Raw genomic sequence first — 19546 nt, 5'->3', positions numbered from 1 at the left:
GATTATTCTTCATCGACCCAAAGGTCGTCACTCTTTATAATATCGATAAGCTCGTCTAAGGCTTTAGCCGAGCTAACATTCTTTTTCACGACCTTTTTACCACGGTATAGAGTAATCTTGTCGGGGCCAGCGCCTACATAACCGTAATCTGCGTCGGCCATTTCTCCCGGACCATTCACAATACAGCCCATAATAGCTATTTTCAAACCTTTAAGGTGGTTTGTACGGCTACGTATCATCTGCGTAGTTTCTTGTAGATCAAACAAGGTACGTCCACAGCTAGGGCAAGATATATATTCTGTTTTTGAAATCCGAGAGCGTGTAGCTTGTAAAATACCGAAAGATAAAGATGCGATATGTTGCGTTGCTGTGGCAGGCGAATCTATCCAGATACCTGAACCTAAACCATCAATTAATAGGGCTCCTAGATCGGTAGAAGCATAAAGCTGCAATTTTGATAAAGGCTCTTCCGGATTCATAATATCTCCTTTAGGGCCTGAAAATTCAGACACAGGATAGCTCCTCTTAATAATTACGGGAATGCTGATACCTATAGCCTGTAGGTTTGCGAAAAATTGACGCTGATCGGCCATACCATGCAAATAGTCCGTCTCTACTAAAAATACGATGGTCTTATCGGCTACAAGCTGTGCAAAATCATCACTTTCTAAATCCGTATTACTGATGCGAACAAGGTTTAAGACAGGGTCTTTCGTTGTCGCTTTGTTGAATTCCACTAAGCTGTAAAGCGGATGCTTATTTGCTTTATCAGCTAAATTTATCCAGGTGTTATAATCGTAAAGGACTTTAAGATTTCCCGGTAGGGTAAAGGATGGAAGATTAGCGCCTAAATAGACAAAATCTACCGATTGATCCCCCATATGGTATTTATCGTTGATGGCATCATAGCGATAGCCTACTGCAGTAAGGATAAACGGATCTTTAAGATTTTCTTTAGTTATATCGACAATCACACGAGGAACTAAAGAACCACCAACAAAGGTATTTACCTCATGTGCTTCATAGGCTTTGGTTTCCGTTTCGTTGCTAAGTGTTAGTATTTCTCTTTTGGGAGCCGCTTCGATAGCCGTTTTTCTACGACTGTAGCGGTTCACTAAAGCGATTGCTACAGGAGCTTCTTTTTCAGGCTCTTCAGTCAAAGATACACGTACGGTGTCACCCAACCCATCTTCTAGTAGTGTTCCAATGCCTACGGCAGATTTAACACGACCATCTTCACCATCACCCGCTTCCGTAACACCAAGGTGTAATGGATAGTTCATGTTTTCAGCAACCATTTTCTCTACGAGTAATCGGTACGCTTTTACCATTACCTGAGGATTGGATGATTTCATCGATACACAAAGGTTATAGTAGTTGAGGTCTTCACAGATGCGTATAAACTCAAGGGCTGACTCTACCATGCCTTCTGGCGTATCGCCATAGCGGCTCATGATGCGGTCGGATAGTGAACCATGGTTCGTCCCGATGCGCATAGCGGTACCATAGTTTTTACAAATTTCTACTAGTGGAGCAAATTTTTTGTAGATGCGTTCTAGCTCGCCTTGGTAGGCAGCATCGGTATAGTCTATTTGATCAAACTTTTTCTTGTCGGCATAGTTTCCTGGGTTGACACGTACTTTCTCTATCAAGCGTGCTGCTACTTCCGCCGCGTTCGGCGTAAAGTGAATATCAGCAACCAAAGGAACGTTGTATCCTCGAGCGACTAATCCTTTTTTGATGTTAGCTAAGTTTTCAGCTTCTTTAATACTGGGTGCTGTAATACGCACATATTCACATCCCGCATCGACCATACGTATCGTCTGTTCGATAGATCCTTGGGTGTCCATCGTGTCGATGGTGGTCATGCTCTGTATGCGGATGGGATGGTGTGCGCCCATAGGGATATCCCCGATGGTAACTTCACGTGTCAAGAAGCGACTATATGATGTCTTGGAGTTACAATAAGCTCCCGGTAGTAAGATTGCGTTTTTCGTATCCATTGCTAGCGTCAAAGTTAGCTATTTTTTCTAAAACCCGATGCTTTAGCATAGAGGTAAAGCATCGGGTTTTATAGGAATTACGCCGTAGCGCTGCGTCGCTATTTCTTTTAGTAGCGGCTTATGGTAAATGTATTCGCCGCACCTTCTACATTGATTTCGTATTTGTTGGCTGCCTTGTCGTAATCTTTCGTCATGGCCAATCCTTTGCTGTTGGTTTCGAAACCTTCAAAGCTATTGGAAGATAATACCGACGAATGGGTAACCATAATGGCGGCTTCTTTAGGTATTTTTAAATGAATCGTAGAGGCACCAGTTTCAATTGTAATTTTGGATAGCGCTATTTTCGGCGTACCTAATTTTAACTCCATGGTGCTCGCTCCCGTATTTATTTCCAACTTTTTGAAGCCTAAGTGTGATATGTCACCCGATAATGTTGCAGCGCCATAGTTGAGCTCGATGTCCCAAAGTGTATTTGGTTGTAGGTTAAGATTTACCGTTTCGATGTTCTTTTTCGATTTCTTACCTATACGTTTTGCGTTTAGCGTTATAGTGTGCTTATCGCCAACATGATCTGTCACCAAATTCAATCCCATGTATTTATCGGGGCTATTCGCTGTGATAAGATCATCCGAAGGGTTACTCTGAAAGTCGAATGTGCCGGCACCGCCGTTAAATTCAAATTTTGCTTCTTTATAATTTTCTTCAAAAGGAACACTCACGGTGTTTGCATAGGCTGCGGAGTCGCCTTCATCATTGTAGTTTTCGGTGCGTTGTGTGAAAATAGATTCTTGCCAACTTGATGACTTAGAGGTGATACCTACATATAAAACCCAAGCAAGCAAAACAAGGTTACTTCCTATTTTGACATAGGGGCCATAGGTTCTCTTTTGAACCATAAGGTTAATACCTACTATAATGATAAGTAGTGGCCAATATTTGAATACAGCCCATAGGTTGAAGTCGATTACATGTAAGTTATGTAATAGTAGAATCAGCCCTATGAAGACAAACCAAATTCCCGACGTGATTTTATTTTCCATGTTTTTTAAATCTACTGTAAATATAGAGCTCTAAGGTATAAGATACTAATTTTTTGGCAAACCTCTTTTAGGTTATGTTGTTATTATAGTCGGTGAAATAAAGCTTTATGTCGGTGAATTTTCCTAGGCTAATGTGTATATTGCGTTAGTATTTAATAATAATAGCAAACGAACTTATGATATTTCATCATTTTGGTAAATATGTGTTGTTGCTGAAACAAGTTTTTAAGCGGCCTGAGAAATGGAGAATTTATCTGAAGGATATTTTTCATGAAATGACAGATATAGGGATAGGTTCCTTAGGTCTTATTTTAATCATTTCTACTTTCATTGGGGCGGTTATGACTTTGCAAATTGCCTTTCAGCTTGTTTCTGATTTAATACCATCTTCCGTTATTGGGCAAATTAACCGAGATTCTAATATTTTGGAACTAGGGCCTACTATCTCGGCTTTGGTGTTGATGGGGAAAGTAGGCTCCTCTATTTCTTCGCAAATAGGGTCTATGCGTGTTACCGAGCAGATTGACGCCTTAGAGATTATGGGCGTTAATGCGGCGAGTTATCTTATTCTACCTAAAGTTATAGCGGGTGTGGTTATGATTCCTGTATTGGTGATTATCGCTATCTTTTGTGCCATTTGTGGAGGTTTAATAGGAGGGGCTTTATCAGGAGCTGTACCAGCTACGGATTATATACAAGGTATTCAGGGTGGATTTAACGGATTTACGGTTGTTGTAGCCCTCGTAAAAGCTTTTGTGTTCGGTTTTATTATTACAACTGTTCCAGCATATAAAGGTTTTTATGTGCAAGGTGGAGCTTTAGAAGTGGGGCAGGCAGGAACGAAGGCTGTAGTTATTGGCTGTATTTCCATCTTAGCCTGTGATTATATTATAACTGCATTGATGTTATAGGGATGATAGAGATTCAAAATATTCATAAATCATTTGGTGACAAAACTGTTTTAAGCGGTATTGATGCCATTTTCGAACCGGGAAAAGTAAGCTTAATTATTGGAGGCTCTGGTTCGGGAAAAAGTACCTTGTTGAAATGTATCGTTGGTTTACATGAACCGGAGGAATGTAAAGTGTTTTTCGATAAAGAGGAGTTTACAGCGCTGGACCGCGAGGAAAAGGTTGCTATACGTCGTGAGATAGGTATGCTTTTTCAGAACTCTGCACTTTTTGACTCAATGACGGTGGAGCAAAACATCATTTTTGCCCTCGACATGTTTACTGATATGAGTAAAAAGGAAAAGTTGGAACGTGCCAATTTCTGTTTAGACCGTGTAAACTTAAAGAATACCAATAAACTGTATCCTGCGGAGCTTTCTGGAGGTATGAAGAAGAGGGTTGGTATCGCACGTGCTATCAGTATGAGTCCAAAATATTTATTTTGTGATGAGCCCAATTCGGGCTTAGATCCAGCTACATCCATTTTAATTGATGAGCTCATCAAAGAGCTTACCGAAGAGTATCAGTGTACAACAATTGTGGTTACGCATGATATGAACTCGGTGATGGGGATTGGCGATTATATTTTATTTTTATACAAAGGGCAGAAATATTGGGAAGGATCAAACAAAGATATGTTGCGTTCAGATAATCAAGAGCTCAACGATTTTGTCTTTGCCAGTCCATTGATGAAAGCAGCACGGTCAACAATAAAATAAATGATGTATCTTTGTCGCAAATTTTAACACATTGTCTACAACTACGCAAATACAACTTTTAACGCCACAGCATTGGAAAGATTACGAATTAATCGATTGTGGTGATTTTGAAAAATTAGAGCGATTTGGTGATTTAACGCTAATTCGTCCGGAACCACAGGCTGTATGGCCTAAAGCTTTGAGCGAACAAGAGTGGAATAAACGCCATGATATAAAATTTAAAGGCCGTTCGGCAACTTCTGGCGAGTGGGTTAAGAAAAATGTAAAAGCGCAAGATCGCTGGCATATTTCGTATAAAAATAAAGATGCTGCCATAACTTTACGTTTAGGGTTAACTTCTTTTAAGCACGTTGGTGTGTTTCCTGAGCAAGCGGTAAACTGGGATTATATTTCTGAGTCGGTTAAAAATTTCAAAACTGAAAAACCGAAAGTTCTTAATTTGTTCGCTTACACGGGTGGCGCTTCTTTGATTGCAAAATCTGCGGGTGCAGACACGACACACGTTGACTCGATTAAACAAGTTGTTACTTGGGCGAATGAGAATCAGGAAATTTCATCGTTGGATAATATCCGCTGGGTTGTTGAAGATGCATTGAAGTTTGTGAAAAGAGAGCTTAAACGTGGTAACACCTACAACGGTATCATTTTGGATCCACCGGCTTATGGTCATGGCCCTAAAGGTGAAAAGTGGAAGCTGGAAGATCATATCATGGAAATGATGAAAGATGTGGTGCAGTTATTAGATCCAAAAGAACACTTCTTAATTTTAAATACGTACTCTTTAGGTTTCTCTTCTGTTATTGTAGAAAACTTAATCAGAACATCATTCCCTCAAGTTGAGAATTTAGAAATTGGTGAGTTATACTTACAAGCTACGGCTGGGCCGAAATTGCCTTTAGGTGTTTTCGGAAAGTTTAGAAAATACGCTAAGTAAGTTTCCTTAAAATATATTTGAAAGCCTCCTTTTCGGGAGGCTTTTGTTGTTTTAGGGCTTTTTTGAGTTTGTTTTGCCGTGAAAACGGCTGAAAAACTGTGTTTTAACACGATTATGACAAATAAGGTCCCTTTAGTTAATCATTTTGGCTATGTTTGCCGTTTTGGCCATTGAAATCGTAAGCTGTAGGCCGCTTACTTGATTAATTGCCTGCTATATTGAATGTTAAAATGTTATGATTGCTGACGTAGAAAATAAAGACAAGAGACAAATTTATCAGACTTCCATTATTCAACAAACCTCCTATTGGTCGGAAGTGAAAAAGATGCAAGGTGTAGATTCTAAAGCTTTTAATTTTAAAGTTAAAGGGGAGGATTTATTCAATGATTTCGCTGGTGATACCTACATGATAGGCGACTTGTTGATTTTAATTCAACATATCGATGAGGAAGCTTGTATTGCCTATGTTCCTTACGGACCAGAGATTGAACCAGCTGAGGAAGTGCAAGGTTACTTTTTGGAACAATTGTCGGAAAGCTTGCGTTCTTTTCTACCCAAAACCTGTTTGATGATTCGCTATGACCTATCGTGGGAGTCTCACTGGGCAAAAGAAGAAGACTGCTATGATGTGCATGGCAACTGGCTAGGTGTACCCGATAAGAAAATTCAAGAAATACGCCTGAATTTTAATACCGAAAATTGGAACTTGCGCAAAGCGAATACAGATATTCTCCCTTCGAACACCATATTTATGGATTTGAAAAAAGATACCGATGTGTTGTTGGGTGAGATGAAGTCGAAAACACGCTACAATATAAACCTGTCGAAACGAAAAGGTGTGCGCGTACGTTCTTTGGGGTTCGAGAGTTTAGATATATGGTATGCTCTGTATAAGGAGACCGCTGCGCGGAATAACTTTTTCTTACATGATATTAGTTACTTCCGTATCGTGCTTTCTGCTAAGGCTAACGATAGTACATCGCCAGCCGATGTTTATCTATTGGTCGCGGAAGTCGATGAGCAACCTTTGTCGGCCATGTTTTTAGTGGTTTCTAATAAGCGTGGTACCTATTTGTATGGAGCTTCAGCAACTGATAATCGTAATTATATGGCAAGCTATGCTTTGCAGTGGCGTGCTATGGAACTGGCGAAAGAAAAAGGATGTACAGAATACGATTTCTTCGGTGTAGCACCACAGGCAGACCCATCACACCCAATGTATGGCTTATATCGCTTTAAAACAGGATTTGGTGGAACGATGTACCACCGCTTAGGCTGTTGGGACTATCCGCTTAATAAAGATAAATACCAATATTATATATCGATGGAGTTTAAAAATCAGAGCTACCACCTGAGTTAAGCACATTGTATGGAAGATGAAAAGGGAATATCAAGTTGTTGTTATTCCTTTTTTGTTTAATCGTGTAGGTCTAAACCATAGTGAAGCACCAGTCCGGCGAGATTCGCTGTATTAAATTTAGCCTTCTTCACTTTATTATTTTCTAGCTGAATGCGGAAATTATGTGCTGTTCGAAAATCTGTTTTCTCCAAGTTGCTATTGGAGAAAGTAGCTCCGCTCAATTCGCATTCGTCAAAAATGGCTGTAGATAAATCCGTATGACTGAAATCTACCTCTTTCATACTGCAGCGTTCGAAATGGGTACCTTTTATTTTAAGACCAATAAAGATGCTGTAGTCGAGGATACTGTCTGTGAAAGAAAAAGAATACATGTATTTATTGCAGCGGCTAAAATCACAACCCAAAACCTTGCATCCTATGAAGTGGATGTTCCTTAAGCTTGTGCCATCTAGTTTTACCATGGAGAAGTTACAGGATTCAAATCGGCAATCTTCAAAAGTGTTGTCTCGTAAATCGCTATTGCTAAAATCACAGTGACTGAATGTACATTGTATAAACTCTCTATTGCGAAGTGTGCAATTGGCATACTCCACCTTTGAAAATGTTTTTTCTTGATGTATAATCGTCTCTTCCATTGGTAATTGCATTTATGTTTGATAAATTTACGACACTAGTAGGTTTTAAGCGTACAAATATAGCCATCCTTAGGCTTTAATTTATGGAGATGTCTCGCTGTTTTATTGCGCTCTGTAACTTAAGTAACCGAAAGGTAGTGACAAATGAGGCATCTTTGTAGGAGTAGATACAAAAATATACAATTATGGAATGGATAATGAATCCCTGGCCTTGGTATGTAGGCGGAATATTGGTTGCACTCGTGATGATAGCGCTCATCAAGTTGGGTAAAACCTTTGGTTTTTCCTCAAACTTCAGAACGATGTGTGCCGCTTTAGGTGCCGGTAGAAGTGCCGAGTTCTTTCGTTTCGACTGGAAGGCTCAGCAATGGAATCTACTATTTCTTGTAGGCTCTGTTCTTGGTGGCTATGTATCGGTTCATTTTCTATCCAATGGGCAGGCTCCAGCATTAGCTGATAGCGTGTTAAATAAGCTGCATGCTACCGGTTTTGCTAGCGCAGGTACAAGCTATTCGCCTATCGAGCTTTTTGGCGACTGGAGCTTAAAGAATATCTTGTTGTGGTCGGTTGGTGGTTTGCTAATTGGTTTTGGTACACGCTATGCTGGCGGTTGTACTTCAGGCCATGCCATCTCGGGGCTGAGTGATTTGCAGTGGCCTTCATTAATTGCTGTTATTGGCTTTTTCATAGGTGGACTGGTGATGGTTCATCTGCTTTTTCCTTTTATTTTTTAATACATATTCGACCAACGATGAAAAGATTAATTTATATACTACTGGGTGTTGTGTTTGGTATGGCAATGTATAAAGCCGAAGCAGCGTCATGGTTCCGCATTTACGAGATGTTTAATTTCGCATCCTTCCATATGTATGGCTTTATTGCTTCCGCCTTAGTGATTGGCGTCGTTGCGGTGCAGCTTATGAAACGTAGACATGCTGTTGCGGTAGATGGTAAACCTATCATTTTTGTGCCTAAGGCAAAGACCGTATGGCGCTATCTATTAGGTGGTGTTTGCTTTGGAATGGGTTGGGCATTAGTCGGTGCATGTCCAGGTCCCGTGTTTGTACTTATAGGAGCAGGCCTTATGCCGATGGTTGTCGTCGCTATCTTTGCGCTACTAGGTACGTATTTATATGGTTTAATCAAAGATAAGTTGCCACATTAACGGTAGAGTATTGCTACTTTTGGCAGAGAGATGCAAAAGATCGAAATCATGTTTTATTTAGTAGAATTGACCCTATGTTAATTGGTTTTTTATTAGCCATTGTTGTAGGGGCAACATTGGGGTTGGTGGGCAGTGGTGGTACGATACTCACGGTGCCGATTCTGGTCTATGTGATGGGGGTAGACCCCGTATTGGCCACTACCTATTCGTTGTTTGCTATTGGGATGACCTCTCTTATTGGAGCTGTGCGCGGTTTTCGAGCGAAGGAGGTAGATATCCATAAAATACTAAGCTTTGGTTTGCCGTCGCTTGTGATGGTTTTTATTACACGTGCATTCATTGTGCCTTTAATACCAAAGGTCATTGTCATTGCAGGTTATGCTATTGAGCAGTCCGTTTTGCTGATGGTTCTTTTTGCGATGGTGATGTTAGCATCCTCCTGGTCAATGATTACCGAAGCCGAACGAAAGCTTGATGCCAATTGTGTAATTCCTCTATGGCAGATCGTTGTGCAGGGGCTTTTTGTAGGCTTAGTCACAGGGGCGGTGGGAGCTGGCGGAGGTTTCCTAATTATTCCGGCCTTAGTAAGCTTTTATCATATGCCGGTTAAGAAGGCTGTGTCTACGTCTTTGGTAATTATCGCGGTCAACTCATTGTTTGGTTTGGTGGGCGACTGGGGTAGATTTGAGAAGTTTGATTGGCCTTTGATTTTAGGCTATACGGGCTTTGCTATGTGCGGGATATTTTTAGGCTTCGCCTTATCAAAGAAAATGAATGGCCAGCATTTGAAAAAAATGTTCGGCTATGTAATACTCCTGATGGGACTCTATGTAATCTATAAGGAGTTGGGCTAGGACACAAAGGACTACCCATTAATAAATTGATGTTTAACTAAAAGAGAAAGAGATGTTTTTTCAACAAGTGTATGATAAAACCTTGGCGCAAGGAAGTTACTTTATTGGTTGTCAGGCTAAGAATGAGGCAATAGTGATTGATGCTAAAAGAGATATTGACACCTATCTTGAAATTGCAAAAAGAAACAATATGCGTATAACGCATGTTGCTGAAACACATATTCATGCTGATTTTTTGGCGGGTACGCGCGAGCTTGCCGAGGTGACAGGAGCGACCATGTACCTCTCCGATGAAGGAGGGGCGGACTGGCAGTATGAATTTACACATGTCGGTTTAAAAGAAGGTGATAAAATACAAGTAGGCAATTTAAGCCTAACAGTGATGCATACACCAGGGCATACGCCAGAGAGCATTAGCTTTTTATTGCGCGACCATCCCGCTTCCGATGAGCCTGTCATGCTCTTTACCGGCGACTTCGTGTTTGTAGGCGATATTGGTCGTCCTGATTTGCTAGAGGAGGCTGCAGGCATTGTAGGCAGTAAAGATATCGGTGCCGAGCAGATGTTTGCTTCCTTGAATAAGTTTTTAAGCTTACCCGATTATGTGCAAGTATGGCCAGGGCATGGCGCTGGTTCTGCCTGTGGAAAAGCATTAGGTTCTGTTCCGAGCACGACCGTTGGTTATGAGAAAATCCGTAACTGGGCGCTACAGTTTGGTGATGATTACGAAAGTTTCCGTGATACGTTGCTTAGTGATCAGCCGGAGGCTCCCACCTATTTTGCGATGATGAAGAAGCTGAATAAAGTCGATAGACCACTATTGACAGCTGTTCCTAATCATCCTTCGCTAACGATAGATGCTGTGTTGGGTAAGGAAGGGTATACGCTGGTTGATGCGCGCCATAAGAATAGATTTGCCGCCGGACATATTAAAGGATCGTTGAACATCCAACATAATAATGCGATGGCTAATTGGGCCGGTTGGATGCTGGGCTATACTGATAAACTCGTCATTATTGCTGGCGAAGATGAAAAGGAAGAAATTACACGAAAGCTGATGCGTATTGGTATGGATGGCATTGTGGGCTACGTGCATGATATTGATAAGGCTACGCTAGTAGAAACAAAGCTAGTCGATGCCGCAGATGTTGACGCTTTAAAAGATAAAGATGGTTATTGCTTGCTCGATGTGCGTAATAAGTCTGAATTTCAAAAAGAACATATTCCAGGCGCTATACATCGCTTTGTAGGACACCTGCCTAAGCAAGATTTGACAGACTTACGAGACAAAGATGTAATCATCCAATGCCAATCTGGTGACCGTGCAACCATAGCTTATTCTTATTTAGAGAAAGCTGGATTTACGCAGATTTCGAACTATGCAGGCAGCTTCATTGATTGGTTAGCCCAAGGTAAAGAAACGGTAAAAGGAGCATAACCTATGGACCGCTTAGCCCTTGCATTTTCAAGTATTCTGGAGCCAGCGCTATTAGGGGAGCTTGATAAAGTCGCTTCCGTTAGGTTCTTTCGGGAGGGAACAGTTATTGTAGATTTAGGGCAATCTGTCAAGATGATGCCTTTACTGCTGGAAGGGGCTATCAAGATTATGCGGCAAGATGCAGAGCAGGGAGAATTACTGCTGTATTATTTGGAGCAAGGGGAGACCTGCACCATGTCTCTTGCCTGCTGTGTCGGCGAGAAAGTCAGTGAAATACGAGCGATAGCAGAAATAGATTCTTATGTCGCGATGGTACCTAATGTATATATGCAAGAGTGGCTAGGTAAATATCCATCCTGGCGCAATTTCATCATGCAGAGTTATGCACAGCGTATGGATGAGATGTTGGCGGCTATAGATGGCTTGGCATTCTCCAATATGGAAAAACGTATCTTAGATTATCTGAGGGAGAAGTCTGCCCTGTTGGATGATCGTATACTAACCCTTACGCACCAACAAATAGCGACAGACTTGAATAGCTCGCGAGTAGTCATTTCGCGTATTTTAAAGAAATTGGAAAATGAAGATAAAATTGTGTTATTACGCAATGAGATTCGTGTATTGATCTAAGGAAATTTAACTATTTTTCGACTGTCGTCGGATGAAGAAAGGGCGTAGATATTTAATATCTACGCCCTTTTTTGTGTGCTTTATAAACTCGTTAATTAATTTTTATTTAATAGCAGAATAAGGGGTGAAGGGTTGTTTTGGCTCGAAGTAGTTCCATAGGATGTTTGAAAGTCTTCGCGTCAAGTTTTCTGCCTCATTATCGGAAGACCAACTTTGGTCTTTAATATTTTTAGTGAGTATGGTGAATACATAATCGCCCGAAGGTGCATTTACAAAGACCGTTTCGCCGCGCGCATCATCTACCGATCCAGACTTCGCTGCGGTGGATATATGTGCTGGAATTTGTGATAAAGATCGTCCATTGTAGAATTGATTCTTTAGGTAACGATACATCTTGTCTGATAGCTGTGGAGAGAATATCTTCCCATTGCGGATGAGAGTCATTAAGGTTGACATTTCACGAGGTGTTGTTTGTCCCCATCCATATACTTTCCAAAGGTCCTCACGGCCTGCCGTTCTAGAGTTTATCTTGGTTTGCGGGAGACCTAACTTCTCCAGTAGCGGGTTGATTTCAAGGCCACCACCAGCGAGCTCTTGGCACCATATGGAGGTGATATTGTCGCTATAGGTAAGCATCAGTGATATCATCGTTGAAAGATCCGTTTGTGCGCTATCCCTGTAAAACTGCATTAAGCCTGAACCGCCATAGTTGCGCTTTTGGTCATAGGTAAATCCTTGATTCAGCTTTAGCTCACCCTTATTTATTTTGTTGAACACACCTACAAGTATCGGTACCTTGACGATGCTGGCCGTCGGAAATAGACTGTCCGCTTGTATGGCAGCATAGCTTTTCTTGCCGAAATGTTCTACATAGATACCAATGTCTCCTTGGAAGTTGTTGATTTCATTTTGTAGAAGCTGTGTTAATGCTTTATCGTTTTTTTGCGCGAAAAGGAGATTGCTACAGCAGCTAGCTCCAATAAAAAGGGCGATGAGAAGTGTTTTCATAATTTGATTTAGTCTGTCTAAAATACGGAATATCAACGTATATAAACAAAAAATGCCTTGAAAATATCAAGGCATCCTAATTTTATTCGCTTTAGCGGGATTAAATCATCCAACGGAACAAGCTTGCTCCCCAGGAGAATCCAGCGCCGAAAGCTGTCAGCATAACCAAGTCGCCTGTTTTAATTTGTTTAAGGTTTTCCCAAATACAAAGCGGAATGGTTGCTGCTATCGTGTTTCCTAAATATTCAATATTACTTAAGGTCTTCCCTTCAGCAATGTTTATAGAGCGACCTACGGCATCGATAATGCGTTGGTTCGCTTGGTGTGGCACCAACCAGTTAACGTCGTCTACCGTTAGGTTATTACGTTTTAAGACATTCAAACAAGCATCACTCATCGATTGAACAGCATGTTTGAATACTGTTTTGCCATCTTGCTTTAAGTACATCTTATCCGTAATGTCTACATCAGGTCTATCTAGTGGATATAAAGATCCTCCAGCTTCGATATTCAAGAAGTCGCGTCCTGATCCATTACTTTGCAATAGCGCGTCTATTACGCCCCCTTCTTTCGATGGTTCTAACCACACGACACCAGCACCGTCACCAAAAAGAATATTGGTAGAGCGGTCGTGAATATCTACATAGGTACTGATGTTATCGGCACCGACGATTAGTACATTTTTATAACGGCCTGTTTCCACTAAGGATGCCCCCATATCGAGTGCATACAAAAATCCAGAACAGGCAGCATTGATATCAAAAGCCCAAGCCGTTTTGATGTTTAATTTATCGGCAATAATGTTCGCTGTGGCTGGCATTGGCATATCAGGCGTAGAAGTCGCTACCAAAATAGCGTCTACATCTTGTAGATTTTTACCAAACTGACTTACTAAATCTTGAATGGCGCGAACGGCCATATCGGAGGTTGCTAATTCCTCTTCTAGTATTCGGCGTTCTTTAATACCAGTGCGCTTGATAATCCACTCATCGGAAGTATCACATACTTGCTCTAAGTCAAAGTTTGTGCGTTTGTTTTGTGGAATATATCCGCCAACTGCTGTAATCGCTGCAAATACTTTGTTTGATAAATCTACACTCATATAATCCGGTTATACTTTTATTCCAGGGTAAAGCCTGTTGTTATTTATTGCTGTAAACCTTATCTAGGTAGACAGAGACTATTTTAAAGGTGCAAAAATACGATTATTTGTGATTTTGTAATGTAGTAATCGTGCTATTGTGACAAAATCATTACTAATATTAGTTTATATTTTGTTTTTAGCTTTTTGCTGACTTTTTTTATTTGTATAATAGCTTTTATCAGAATAAAATTCTGCTCGGTGGGTTTGAGAGAAACATGCTTTTGTTGCCGTTAGGCGGTAAGGTAGGAGCTTAATGCTATTTTGAGGGAAGGGTCTAAAAGAAAAGCTATTGCTTTCCAGAAGAATATTCACTTCCAGAAAGCAATACTCTTATAGTTACTTATTCGTGGCCTGCTTCGCCATCGATACCGTGTGCATGACCATGAGCTAACTCTTCTTCCGTTGCTGGACGAACAGTTAAAATCTCAACGTCAAAGCTCAACGTTTTTCCGGCCATTGGGTGGTTTAAGTCAGCTACCACAATTTCTGGGCTCACTTCAATCACAACCGCGCGGAATTGATTTCCTTGGTTATCTTGTAATGGGATTACTTCTCCTACTGGAGGTAAACCTGTTTCGTTAAACATATCTGCAGGTAATTGAGCAACTGCGCGCTCGTCTTTTTCACCGTAAGCATCATTAGCTGTTAAAGTGAATGAACCTTTATCACCTTCGTTTAAAGCAGCGATGTTTTCCTCAAATTTAGGAAGCATCATGCCTACTCCATATAAAAATGTTAACGGATTTTCAGCTGTAGTTTGTTCTACGAAAGTTCTCTCACCATTTTCTTCAACGATGTGAAGGGTGTAATTTAAAGCAACTACATTGTTGTTTTCTATAGCCATTTTACTTAGTTTATTGGGGTGCTATCCCCGTTATTGTTTATTAATTCAATGATATGTGCAATCGAACTTTGTGGAAGACTGCATGTTTTATTTCTGCAAAGGTATGATTTTGCTTCCATACCTGCTTTGTCCTTTAGTAGTGGAAGTGTACTTTTTGTTCCTCCCACGCATATTTTGTTCGGAATATAGTATTTATCGAGTTCTTTTCTCCAATTTAACGCATCTTTTCCGGTGATAGCGACCTCATTGACTCCGTAAACATGTTCAATCAGTTGGATGCCCCAATTGGAATAGGCCGACCCATATTGTTGCATATGTGGGAATACATTGGCGAACACTTGATCTGCTATGGCTAAGTAGTCCGTGTTGTCCAATATTTCGCTCAATCTATACAGGCTGCGCACCATGGTGGAAGAAGAAGATGGTATTACATTATCCATAATTTCGCTCTTGCGCGCAATTAATGCTTCCGCATCTTTAGCCGTATAATAAAAGGCTTTGCTATCAGCATCATAAAATAATGCGATAGCCTTTTCAGCTAGACGATTGGCTTTTAAGAGCCATTCTTCTTCGAAGGTAGCTTCATAAAGCGCAATAAAAGCCTGGGTGGTCATGGCGTAATCATCTAAGAATGCTAATATTTGACGGTTTTCATCTGCTTTTTGGTGTAACAAATCGTCGTTAAGGTAGCAGTGCTCCTCAATAAAGAGGGCAGTTTGTACCGCTAGTTCGAGGTAGCTGCTCTCATTAAACACGCGATAAGCATCGACAAGACCTTGAATCATTAAAGCATTCCAACTTGTGATCTGTTTGGTGTCAAGTCCTGGTCGAACTCGTTTTTCACGATATAGACGCAGCTTTTCCTTGATTTCGAAGAGGTAATCTTCCCATTCTGCGGGAGAGAAGCCTGCTTCTTGTGCCATCGTGTCGGCATCCATGGCGCAGTTTAAAATATTGATATGTTCTTCGTGCCAGTTGCCTTGAGCTGTGCAGTTGAAATAGGCGTTGAAAAGCGAAGCATCTTTGCCTAAGACTGTTTCTATTTCTTCTTGATGAAAGGTGTAAAATTTCCCTTCTACGCCTTCACTATCGGCATCAAGTGCGGCATAAAAACCTCCGTTAGCATCGCGCATTTCTCGCTGTGCCCAAGCTATCGTTTCGTCCACAATCCTTTTGTATTTTGGATTAGGTTGATGTTGATAAGCCTCACTGTAGAGCGATATTAATTGACCATTATCATAGAGCATTTTTTCAAAATGTGGAACAAACCATGCGTCATCTACTGCATAACGGGCAAAGCCTCCACCTACGTGGTCATAAATTCCGCCGTTGGCAATTTTCTCCAAGGTAAAATGAATATGCTTCAAGAGTACTTCATCTTTCGCTAAAGCGCCATAGCGCAGAAAAAATAGCCAGTTGTTGGGAAGCGGGAATTTGGGCGAACGAAGATAACCTCCTTCTTTATCGTCAAATTGTTCTTTCCAAGGATTGACCAAATCTAACAAGTCCTGCTGCTGATAGGCAGGAGGGATAGGATTGATGGGTAGTTTTTCTGCTTTGTGAATTCCTGCGGTCAAACGTTCCGCATAATCCATTGCTACCTGTGGACGTTCCTCCCACATACGGGCGATTTGCAGTAAAACGCTTTGCCAGTCTTGTGGTTTGAAATAAGTACCTCCATAGATAGGGCGACCGTCGGGTAAGCAAATGCAGTTTAAAGGCCATCCACCAGCATTTGTCATCAATTGCACCGCAATCATGTAAATCTGGTCGATATCTGGCCGTTCTTCGCGATCCACTTTTATAGGTACAAAAAAACGGTTCATGGTTTCCGCAATGGCTTCATTTTCGAAGCTCTCCCGTTCCATAACGTGACACCAATGGCAGGCAGAATAACCTATACTTATTAAGATTAGTTTGTTCTCTGCTTTCGCCTTGTCCAAAGCCTCTTGTCCCCATGGTATCCAATTTACAGGATTGTGCGCATGTTGCTTGAGGTATAGTGATGATTCGTGTTCCAGTTTGTTTGCCATAGCCTACGAAGATACAGAATAGCCTTTTAAATCGTTTGTTTATGAGTCTCTTTTATCGCTCCATTACCTGTTAAATAACTTTATGTAAATAAGCTGTATTTGCGGATAGGGTGCTGAAATCGATGTTTTCATCAAGCGTTAGGTAGGCAATATCAGCAGTTGCTAAGCCGACATAATCATCCGTCAGGTAGGCTGTCAAATCGGATAAACCGGGGTTATGTCCGAAAATTAAAACCTGTGCATCTTCCGACGAGCAGTCGTTAAGAACCTTTAAAAGTTCCAAATAATGGGCTTCATAGATTTTAATTTCGTAGTGAATTTGGTCCAATGGAATTTGGAGTATGGAACAGAAAATCTGTGCCGTTTGTTTTGCTCTGTTTGCAGGGGAACTGATGATATGTGTTAAGGCTTTAGTATGGAGGTCTAAATCTTGTGCAAGTAAGGTTGCTTTTTGTATTGCTTTTTCTACACCTTCAGGTAGAAGGTCTCGTTCGAAATCCGTACCCTCAAAAGTTGGGTTTTCTGCTTTAGCATGACGAATAATATAAAGTTTTTTCATGTTTATTTTTTCTCCTGTTTTGCGGTTGAAGTTAGCGTATGTAGGTTTCGAATATGCCTATTTTCATCCCCTTGAATAACATAATTCGAAAATAGCATTTTTTGTTCTCCACTTTCCCCCACTTTTTCATGTTTTTATTGATAATCGATAGTTAAGTTGCTTGTTTGTTACGAGTTGATGGAAAAAACATAAAAATAAAATTGCTTTTCACTTTATTTTTTTTGGTTTGGTTTTGTAATTGTTTTTAAGCTTAAAAACTGTGTTTTTTGCTTTTAAATAGGGTTTTTTAGACCTCTATTGTTGTCGTGAAATGAGCGTAAATTTGCTGTGGAAAACTTTTTTGTGTTGAAAAGTGGGGTTAAGTGGGGGAAAGTGTATACTTTTACATAACATTTTGATTAGGCAAATAGACTAATGGTTTTTTTAATAGGAGAATACGAATGCAAGTTGGACACCAAGGGTAGAATGGTGGTTCCCGCTGCGCTCAAAAGGCAACTGCCTGATGTAGAGCGTGAGGGGCTTGTTGTGAATCGTGGTTTCGAAAAAAATCTAGTAATCTATACGCGTGCGGAGTGGAATAAAATCCTGAAGCAGCTGTCTCGTTTAAATCAATTTCAAGTCAAAAATAGAGAGTTTGTTCGTCGTTTTATGAGTGGTGCTACCGAGTTGATGTTGGATGCGGCGGGTCGAGTATTATTGCCAAAGGCGCTCTTGGAATATGCAGAAGTGGGAGCAGAGTTGGTGTTGGCGTGTAACCTAGAGAAAATTGAAGTTTGGTCTAAAGCTAAATATGAAGAGCAGATGGCAGCCGTATCGGCTGAGGATTTTGCTGATCTAGCAGAGGATGTAATGGGGATATTTGGTGAGGAAGGAGGAAATGATGAGTAATGAAGCTGTGTACCATGTTCCAGTAATGCTGGAAGAATGTATGGAGGCTATGAATATTAAGCCGGATGGCATCTATGTAGATGTTACTTTCGGTGGAGGAGGGCATTCTCGTGAGATTATGAAGCGTTTAGGACCTAATGGTCGCTTGATTGCTTTTGATCAAGATCCGGATGCTGTTAAGAATGCTTTGGATGATCCTCGTTTTACATTGGTGCATCAGAACTTTAAGTTTTTAAAGAATAATCTGCGCCTTTTGGGGATTAAAGAAGTTGATGCTGTATTAGGTGACTTGGGTGTTTCTTCCCATCAGTTTGATTCTGCAGAGCGTGGCTTTTCCATTCGTTTTGATGCGGATTTGGATATGCGCATGGATCAAGTGGCAGACTTGGACGCTAAAAAAGTGTTGAATACGTACTCGGAGGAAGATTTACATCGCATCTTCGGTATGTATGGTGAGATTCAGAATGCTCGTTCTTTGGCGAAGACCATTGTGATAGCGCGCTTGCAAGCACCTATCGAGACGGTGGCGGGTTTGAAGGAGGTGATTAAGAAGCATGTTCCACGGGGAAAAGAAAATAAATACCATGCGCAGGTTTTTCAAGCGCTACGTATTGAGGTAAACCAAGAACTAGAGGCTTTACAGGATTTCTTAACACAGACCATCGCTGTTTTGAAACCAGAAGGACGTTTGGTGATTATGTCTTACCACTCTTTGGAAGATCGCTTGGTAAAGAGCTTTATGCAGAAGGGTAAGTTTAGAGGGGAAGTGGAGAAAGATTTTTTTGGTAATGAAATAAAGCCATTTCATGTAATCAGTCGCAAAGCTATTGTGGCAGGTGATGCAGAATTGGCTATTAATAATAGAGCACGTAGTGCGAAATTACGGGTCGCGGAAAAAATCGCTTAGTGTTTTGTAGATATGTCGAGAAATACGATAAAAGACAAGGAGCTAAGTGAGGAAGTTCAAGAGCAAATGAACGATTCCGTCGAGGAGAAAGTAGAGGAAACACGTGATTTTATACGTTCTCTAGTCTCGACAAAGAAATTATCTAGCTACTTAGTGGCTAGAAATTTACCGTTTGCAGCCTTTATTGCCTTTTTGGGATTGTTATATATCTCAAATCGACATTTGGCGGAGCGTACGGTAAGAACAATTGACCGATTAGGGCGCGATGTGAAGGAGTTGAGCTGGGATTATAAATCGCTGTCTGCTGAACTAATGAAAATGACGACCCAAACGGAGATTGCCAAGCGAGCAGATACGTTGGGTTTAAAAGAACGTAAAGAGCCGCCAATTAAAATTGAAGTTGTAAAAAAGAAATAAAAATAATAACACGGTAAC

Annotated in this window: 20 protein-coding genes; 12 read left to right on the top strand and 8 right to left on the bottom strand. The window is 40.8% G+C overall.

Annotation, left to right across the window (positions count from 1 at the left end):
* Positions 1–2 precede the first annotated feature (2 nt).
* Both ispG and WH223_RS11135 read right to left on the bottom strand, forming a co-directional pair.
* Positions 3–2003 (bottom strand): (E)-4-hydroxy-3-methylbut-2-enyl-diphosphate synthase, encoded by a 2001-nt coding sequence (gene ispG / locus WH223_RS11140; RefSeq protein WP_340047729.1) that lies wholly within the window; start codon positions 2001–2003, stop codon positions 3–5.
* Between the two features lie 107 nt (positions 2004–2110).
* On the bottom strand, positions 2111–3043 hold the full coding sequence (locus WH223_RS11135; RefSeq protein WP_340047728.1) for a LiaI-LiaF-like domain-containing protein: 933 nt from the start codon (positions 3041–3043) through the stop codon (positions 2111–2113).
* Positions 3044–3219: 176 nt separating this feature from the next.
* Between WH223_RS11135 and WH223_RS11130 the strand changes: the two genes are divergently transcribed.
* From WH223_RS11130 to WH223_RS11115, 4 genes are all read left to right on the top strand, one after another.
* Positions 3220–3954: an MlaE family ABC transporter permease gene (locus tag WH223_RS11130; RefSeq protein WP_340047727.1), complete on the top strand. Its 735-nt coding sequence runs from the start codon at positions 3220–3222 to the stop codon at positions 3952–3954.
* Between the two features lie 2 nt (positions 3955–3956).
* The gene (locus WH223_RS11125; RefSeq protein WP_340047726.1) at positions 3957–4712 is read left to right on the top strand and encodes an ABC transporter ATP-binding protein; all 756 of its coding nucleotides are present in this window, start codon (positions 3957–3959) and stop codon (positions 4710–4712) included.
* 31 nt (positions 4713–4743) lie between these two features.
* Complete coding sequence (locus WH223_RS11120; protein ID WP_340047725.1) at positions 4744–5646, top strand: class I SAM-dependent methyltransferase; 903 nt, start codon at positions 4744–4746, stop codon at positions 5644–5646.
* A gap of 235 nt (positions 5647–5881) precedes the next feature.
* Entirely contained in the window at positions 5882–7006 is a 1125-nt protein-coding gene (locus WH223_RS11115; RefSeq protein ID WP_340047723.1) for a lipid II:glycine glycyltransferase FemX, read from the top strand.
* A gap of 56 nt (positions 7007–7062) precedes the next feature.
* On the opposite strand, the gene WH223_RS11110 is transcribed toward WH223_RS11115, so the two are convergent.
* Positions 7063–7641, bottom strand: a complete 579-nt coding sequence (locus tag WH223_RS11110) for a pentapeptide repeat-containing protein (RefSeq protein WP_340047722.1) — start codon at positions 7639–7641, stop codon at positions 7063–7065.
* A gap of 185 nt (positions 7642–7826) precedes the next feature.
* Here WH223_RS11110 and WH223_RS11105 point away from each other — a divergent pair, with 185 nt between their 5' ends.
* The 5 genes from WH223_RS11105 to WH223_RS11085 all read left to right on the top strand — a co-directional run bounded on the left by WH223_RS11105 (position 7827) and on the right by WH223_RS11085 (position 11728).
* Positions 7827–8375, top strand: coding sequence for a YeeE/YedE family protein (locus WH223_RS11105; RefSeq protein ID WP_340047720.1), 549 nt, complete (start codon positions 7827–7829; stop codon positions 8373–8375).
* 17 nt (positions 8376–8392) lie between these two features.
* The gene (locus tag WH223_RS11100; RefSeq protein WP_340047718.1) at positions 8393–8806 is read left to right on the top strand and encodes a DUF6691 family protein; all 414 of its coding nucleotides are present in this window, start codon (positions 8393–8395) and stop codon (positions 8804–8806) included.
* Positions 8807–8880: 74 nt separating this feature from the next.
* On the top strand, positions 8881–9660 hold the full coding sequence (locus WH223_RS11095; RefSeq protein WP_340047717.1) for a sulfite exporter TauE/SafE family protein: 780 nt from the start codon (positions 8881–8883) through the stop codon (positions 9658–9660).
* Between the two features lie 52 nt (positions 9661–9712).
* Positions 9713–11098, top strand: coding sequence for an MBL fold metallo-hydrolase (locus WH223_RS11090; protein WP_340047716.1), 1386 nt, complete (start codon positions 9713–9715; stop codon positions 11096–11098).
* 3 nt (positions 11099–11101) lie between these two features.
* Positions 11102–11728, top strand: coding sequence for a Crp/Fnr family transcriptional regulator (locus WH223_RS11085; RefSeq protein WP_340047715.1), 627 nt, complete (start codon positions 11102–11104; stop codon positions 11726–11728).
* A 102-nt stretch (positions 11729–11830) separates the two neighbouring features.
* On the opposite strand, the gene WH223_RS11080 is transcribed toward WH223_RS11085, so the two are convergent.
* From WH223_RS11080 to WH223_RS11060, 5 genes are all read right to left on the bottom strand, one after another.
* Positions 11831–12736: a serine hydrolase gene (locus WH223_RS11080; protein WP_340047714.1), complete on the bottom strand. Its 906-nt coding sequence runs from the start codon at positions 12734–12736 to the stop codon at positions 11831–11833.
* Between the two features lie 100 nt (positions 12737–12836).
* On the bottom strand, positions 12837–13838 hold the full coding sequence (locus WH223_RS11075) for a beta-ketoacyl-ACP synthase III (RefSeq protein WP_340047713.1): 1002 nt from the start codon (positions 13836–13838) through the stop codon (positions 12837–12839).
* A 382-nt stretch (positions 13839–14220) separates the two neighbouring features.
* The gene (locus WH223_RS11070; RefSeq protein WP_340047712.1) at positions 14221–14724 is read right to left on the bottom strand and encodes an FKBP-type peptidyl-prolyl cis-trans isomerase; all 504 of its coding nucleotides are present in this window, start codon (positions 14722–14724) and stop codon (positions 14221–14223) included.
* Positions 14725–14729: 5 nt separating this feature from the next.
* Entirely contained in the window at positions 14730–16757 is a 2028-nt protein-coding gene (locus WH223_RS11065; protein ID WP_340047711.1) for a thioredoxin domain-containing protein, read from the bottom strand.
* Between the two features lie 70 nt (positions 16758–16827).
* A complete protein-coding gene (locus tag WH223_RS11060; RefSeq protein WP_340047710.1) occupies positions 16828–17316 on the bottom strand; it encodes a SixA phosphatase family protein in 489 nt (162 codons plus the stop codon).
* Between the two features lie 414 nt (positions 17317–17730).
* On the opposite strand from WH223_RS11060, the gene mraZ reads away from it, so the two are divergent.
* Genes mraZ through WH223_RS11045 form a run of 3 tightly spaced genes read left to right on the top strand, consistent with a single transcriptional unit; the run spans position 17731 to position 19528 of the window.
* A complete protein-coding gene (gene mraZ, locus WH223_RS11055; protein ID WP_340047709.1) occupies positions 17731–18204 on the top strand; it encodes a division/cell wall cluster transcriptional repressor MraZ in 474 nt (157 codons plus the stop codon).
* Positions 18197–19111, top strand: a complete 915-nt coding sequence (rsmH, locus tag WH223_RS11050) for a 16S rRNA (cytosine(1402)-N(4))-methyltransferase RsmH (RefSeq protein WP_340048290.1) — start codon at positions 18197–18199, stop codon at positions 19109–19111. Before mraZ ends, rsmH begins: the two co-directional genes overlap by 8 nt.
* A gap of 12 nt (positions 19112–19123) precedes the next feature.
* Positions 19124–19528, top strand: coding sequence for an FtsL-like putative cell division protein (locus WH223_RS11045; RefSeq protein WP_340047707.1), 405 nt, complete (start codon positions 19124–19126; stop codon positions 19526–19528).
* The last annotated feature ends 18 nt before the right edge of the window (positions 19529–19546 follow it).

Source organism: Sphingobacterium sp. MYb382 (assembly GCF_037572665.1).
Classification (GTDB): Bacteria; Bacteroidota; Bacteroidia; order Sphingobacteriales; family Sphingobacteriaceae; genus Sphingobacterium.
Note: the sequence above shows the minus strand (reverse complement) of the source record. Positions and strands in the feature narration are given on the sequence as shown.

What these genes read in the sequence shown, in the direction of transcription:
- WH223_RS11065 (WP_340047711.1), bottom strand. Translation starts at nt 16,757, where the DNA reads ATGGCAAACAAACTGGAACACGAATCATCACTATACCTCAAGCAACAT.
- WH223_RS11135 (WP_340047728.1), bottom strand. Translation starts at nt 3,043, where the DNA reads ATGGAAAATAAAATCACGTCGGGAATTTGGTTTGTCTTCATAGGGCTG.
- WH223_RS11105 (WP_340047720.1), top strand. Translation starts at nt 7,827, where the DNA reads ATGGAATGGATAATGAATCCCTGGCCTTGGTATGTAGGCGGAATATTG.
- ispG (WP_340047729.1), bottom strand. Translation starts at nt 2,003, where the DNA reads ATGGATACGAAAAACGCAATCTTACTACCGGGAGCTTATTGTAACTCC.
- WH223_RS11075 (WP_340047713.1), bottom strand. Translation starts at nt 13,838, where the DNA reads ATGAGTGTAGATTTATCAAACAAAGTATTTGCAGCGATTACAGCAGTT.
- WH223_RS11090 (WP_340047716.1), top strand. Translation starts at nt 9,713, where the DNA reads ATGTTTTTTCAACAAGTGTATGATAAAACCTTGGCGCAAGGAAGTTAC.
- WH223_RS11110 (WP_340047722.1), bottom strand. Translation starts at nt 7,641, where the DNA reads ATGGAAGAGACGATTATACATCAAGAAAAAACATTTTCAAAGGTGGAG.
- WH223_RS11080 (WP_340047714.1), bottom strand. Translation starts at nt 12,736, where the DNA reads ATGAAAACACTTCTCATCGCCCTTTTTATTGGAGCTAGCTGCTGTAGC.
- WH223_RS11045 (WP_340047707.1), top strand. Translation starts at nt 19,124, where the DNA reads ATGTCGAGAAATACGATAAAAGACAAGGAGCTAAGTGAGGAAGTTCAA.
- WH223_RS11115 (WP_340047723.1), top strand. Translation starts at nt 5,882, where the DNA reads ATGATTGCTGACGTAGAAAATAAAGACAAGAGACAAATTTATCAGACT.
- mraZ (WP_340047709.1), top strand. Translation starts at nt 17,731, where the DNA reads ATGGTTTTTTTAATAGGAGAATACGAATGCAAGTTGGACACCAAGGGT.
- WH223_RS11070 (WP_340047712.1), bottom strand. Translation starts at nt 14,724, where the DNA reads ATGGCTATAGAAAACAACAATGTAGTTGCTTTAAATTACACCCTTCAC.
- WH223_RS11100 (WP_340047718.1), top strand. Translation starts at nt 8,393, where the DNA reads ATGAAAAGATTAATTTATATACTACTGGGTGTTGTGTTTGGTATGGCA.
- rsmH (WP_340048290.1), top strand. Translation starts at nt 18,197, where the DNA reads ATGAGTAATGAAGCTGTGTACCATGTTCCAGTAATGCTGGAAGAATGT.
- WH223_RS11130 (WP_340047727.1), top strand. Translation starts at nt 3,220, where the DNA reads ATGATATTTCATCATTTTGGTAAATATGTGTTGTTGCTGAAACAAGTT.
- WH223_RS11095 (WP_340047717.1), top strand. Translation starts at nt 8,881, where the DNA reads ATGTTAATTGGTTTTTTATTAGCCATTGTTGTAGGGGCAACATTGGGG.
- WH223_RS11125 (WP_340047726.1), top strand. Translation starts at nt 3,957, where the DNA reads ATGATAGAGATTCAAAATATTCATAAATCATTTGGTGACAAAACTGTT.
- WH223_RS11085 (WP_340047715.1), top strand. Translation starts at nt 11,102, where the DNA reads ATGGACCGCTTAGCCCTTGCATTTTCAAGTATTCTGGAGCCAGCGCTA.
- WH223_RS11060 (WP_340047710.1), bottom strand. Translation starts at nt 17,316, where the DNA reads ATGAAAAAACTTTATATTATTCGTCATGCTAAAGCAGAAAACCCAACT.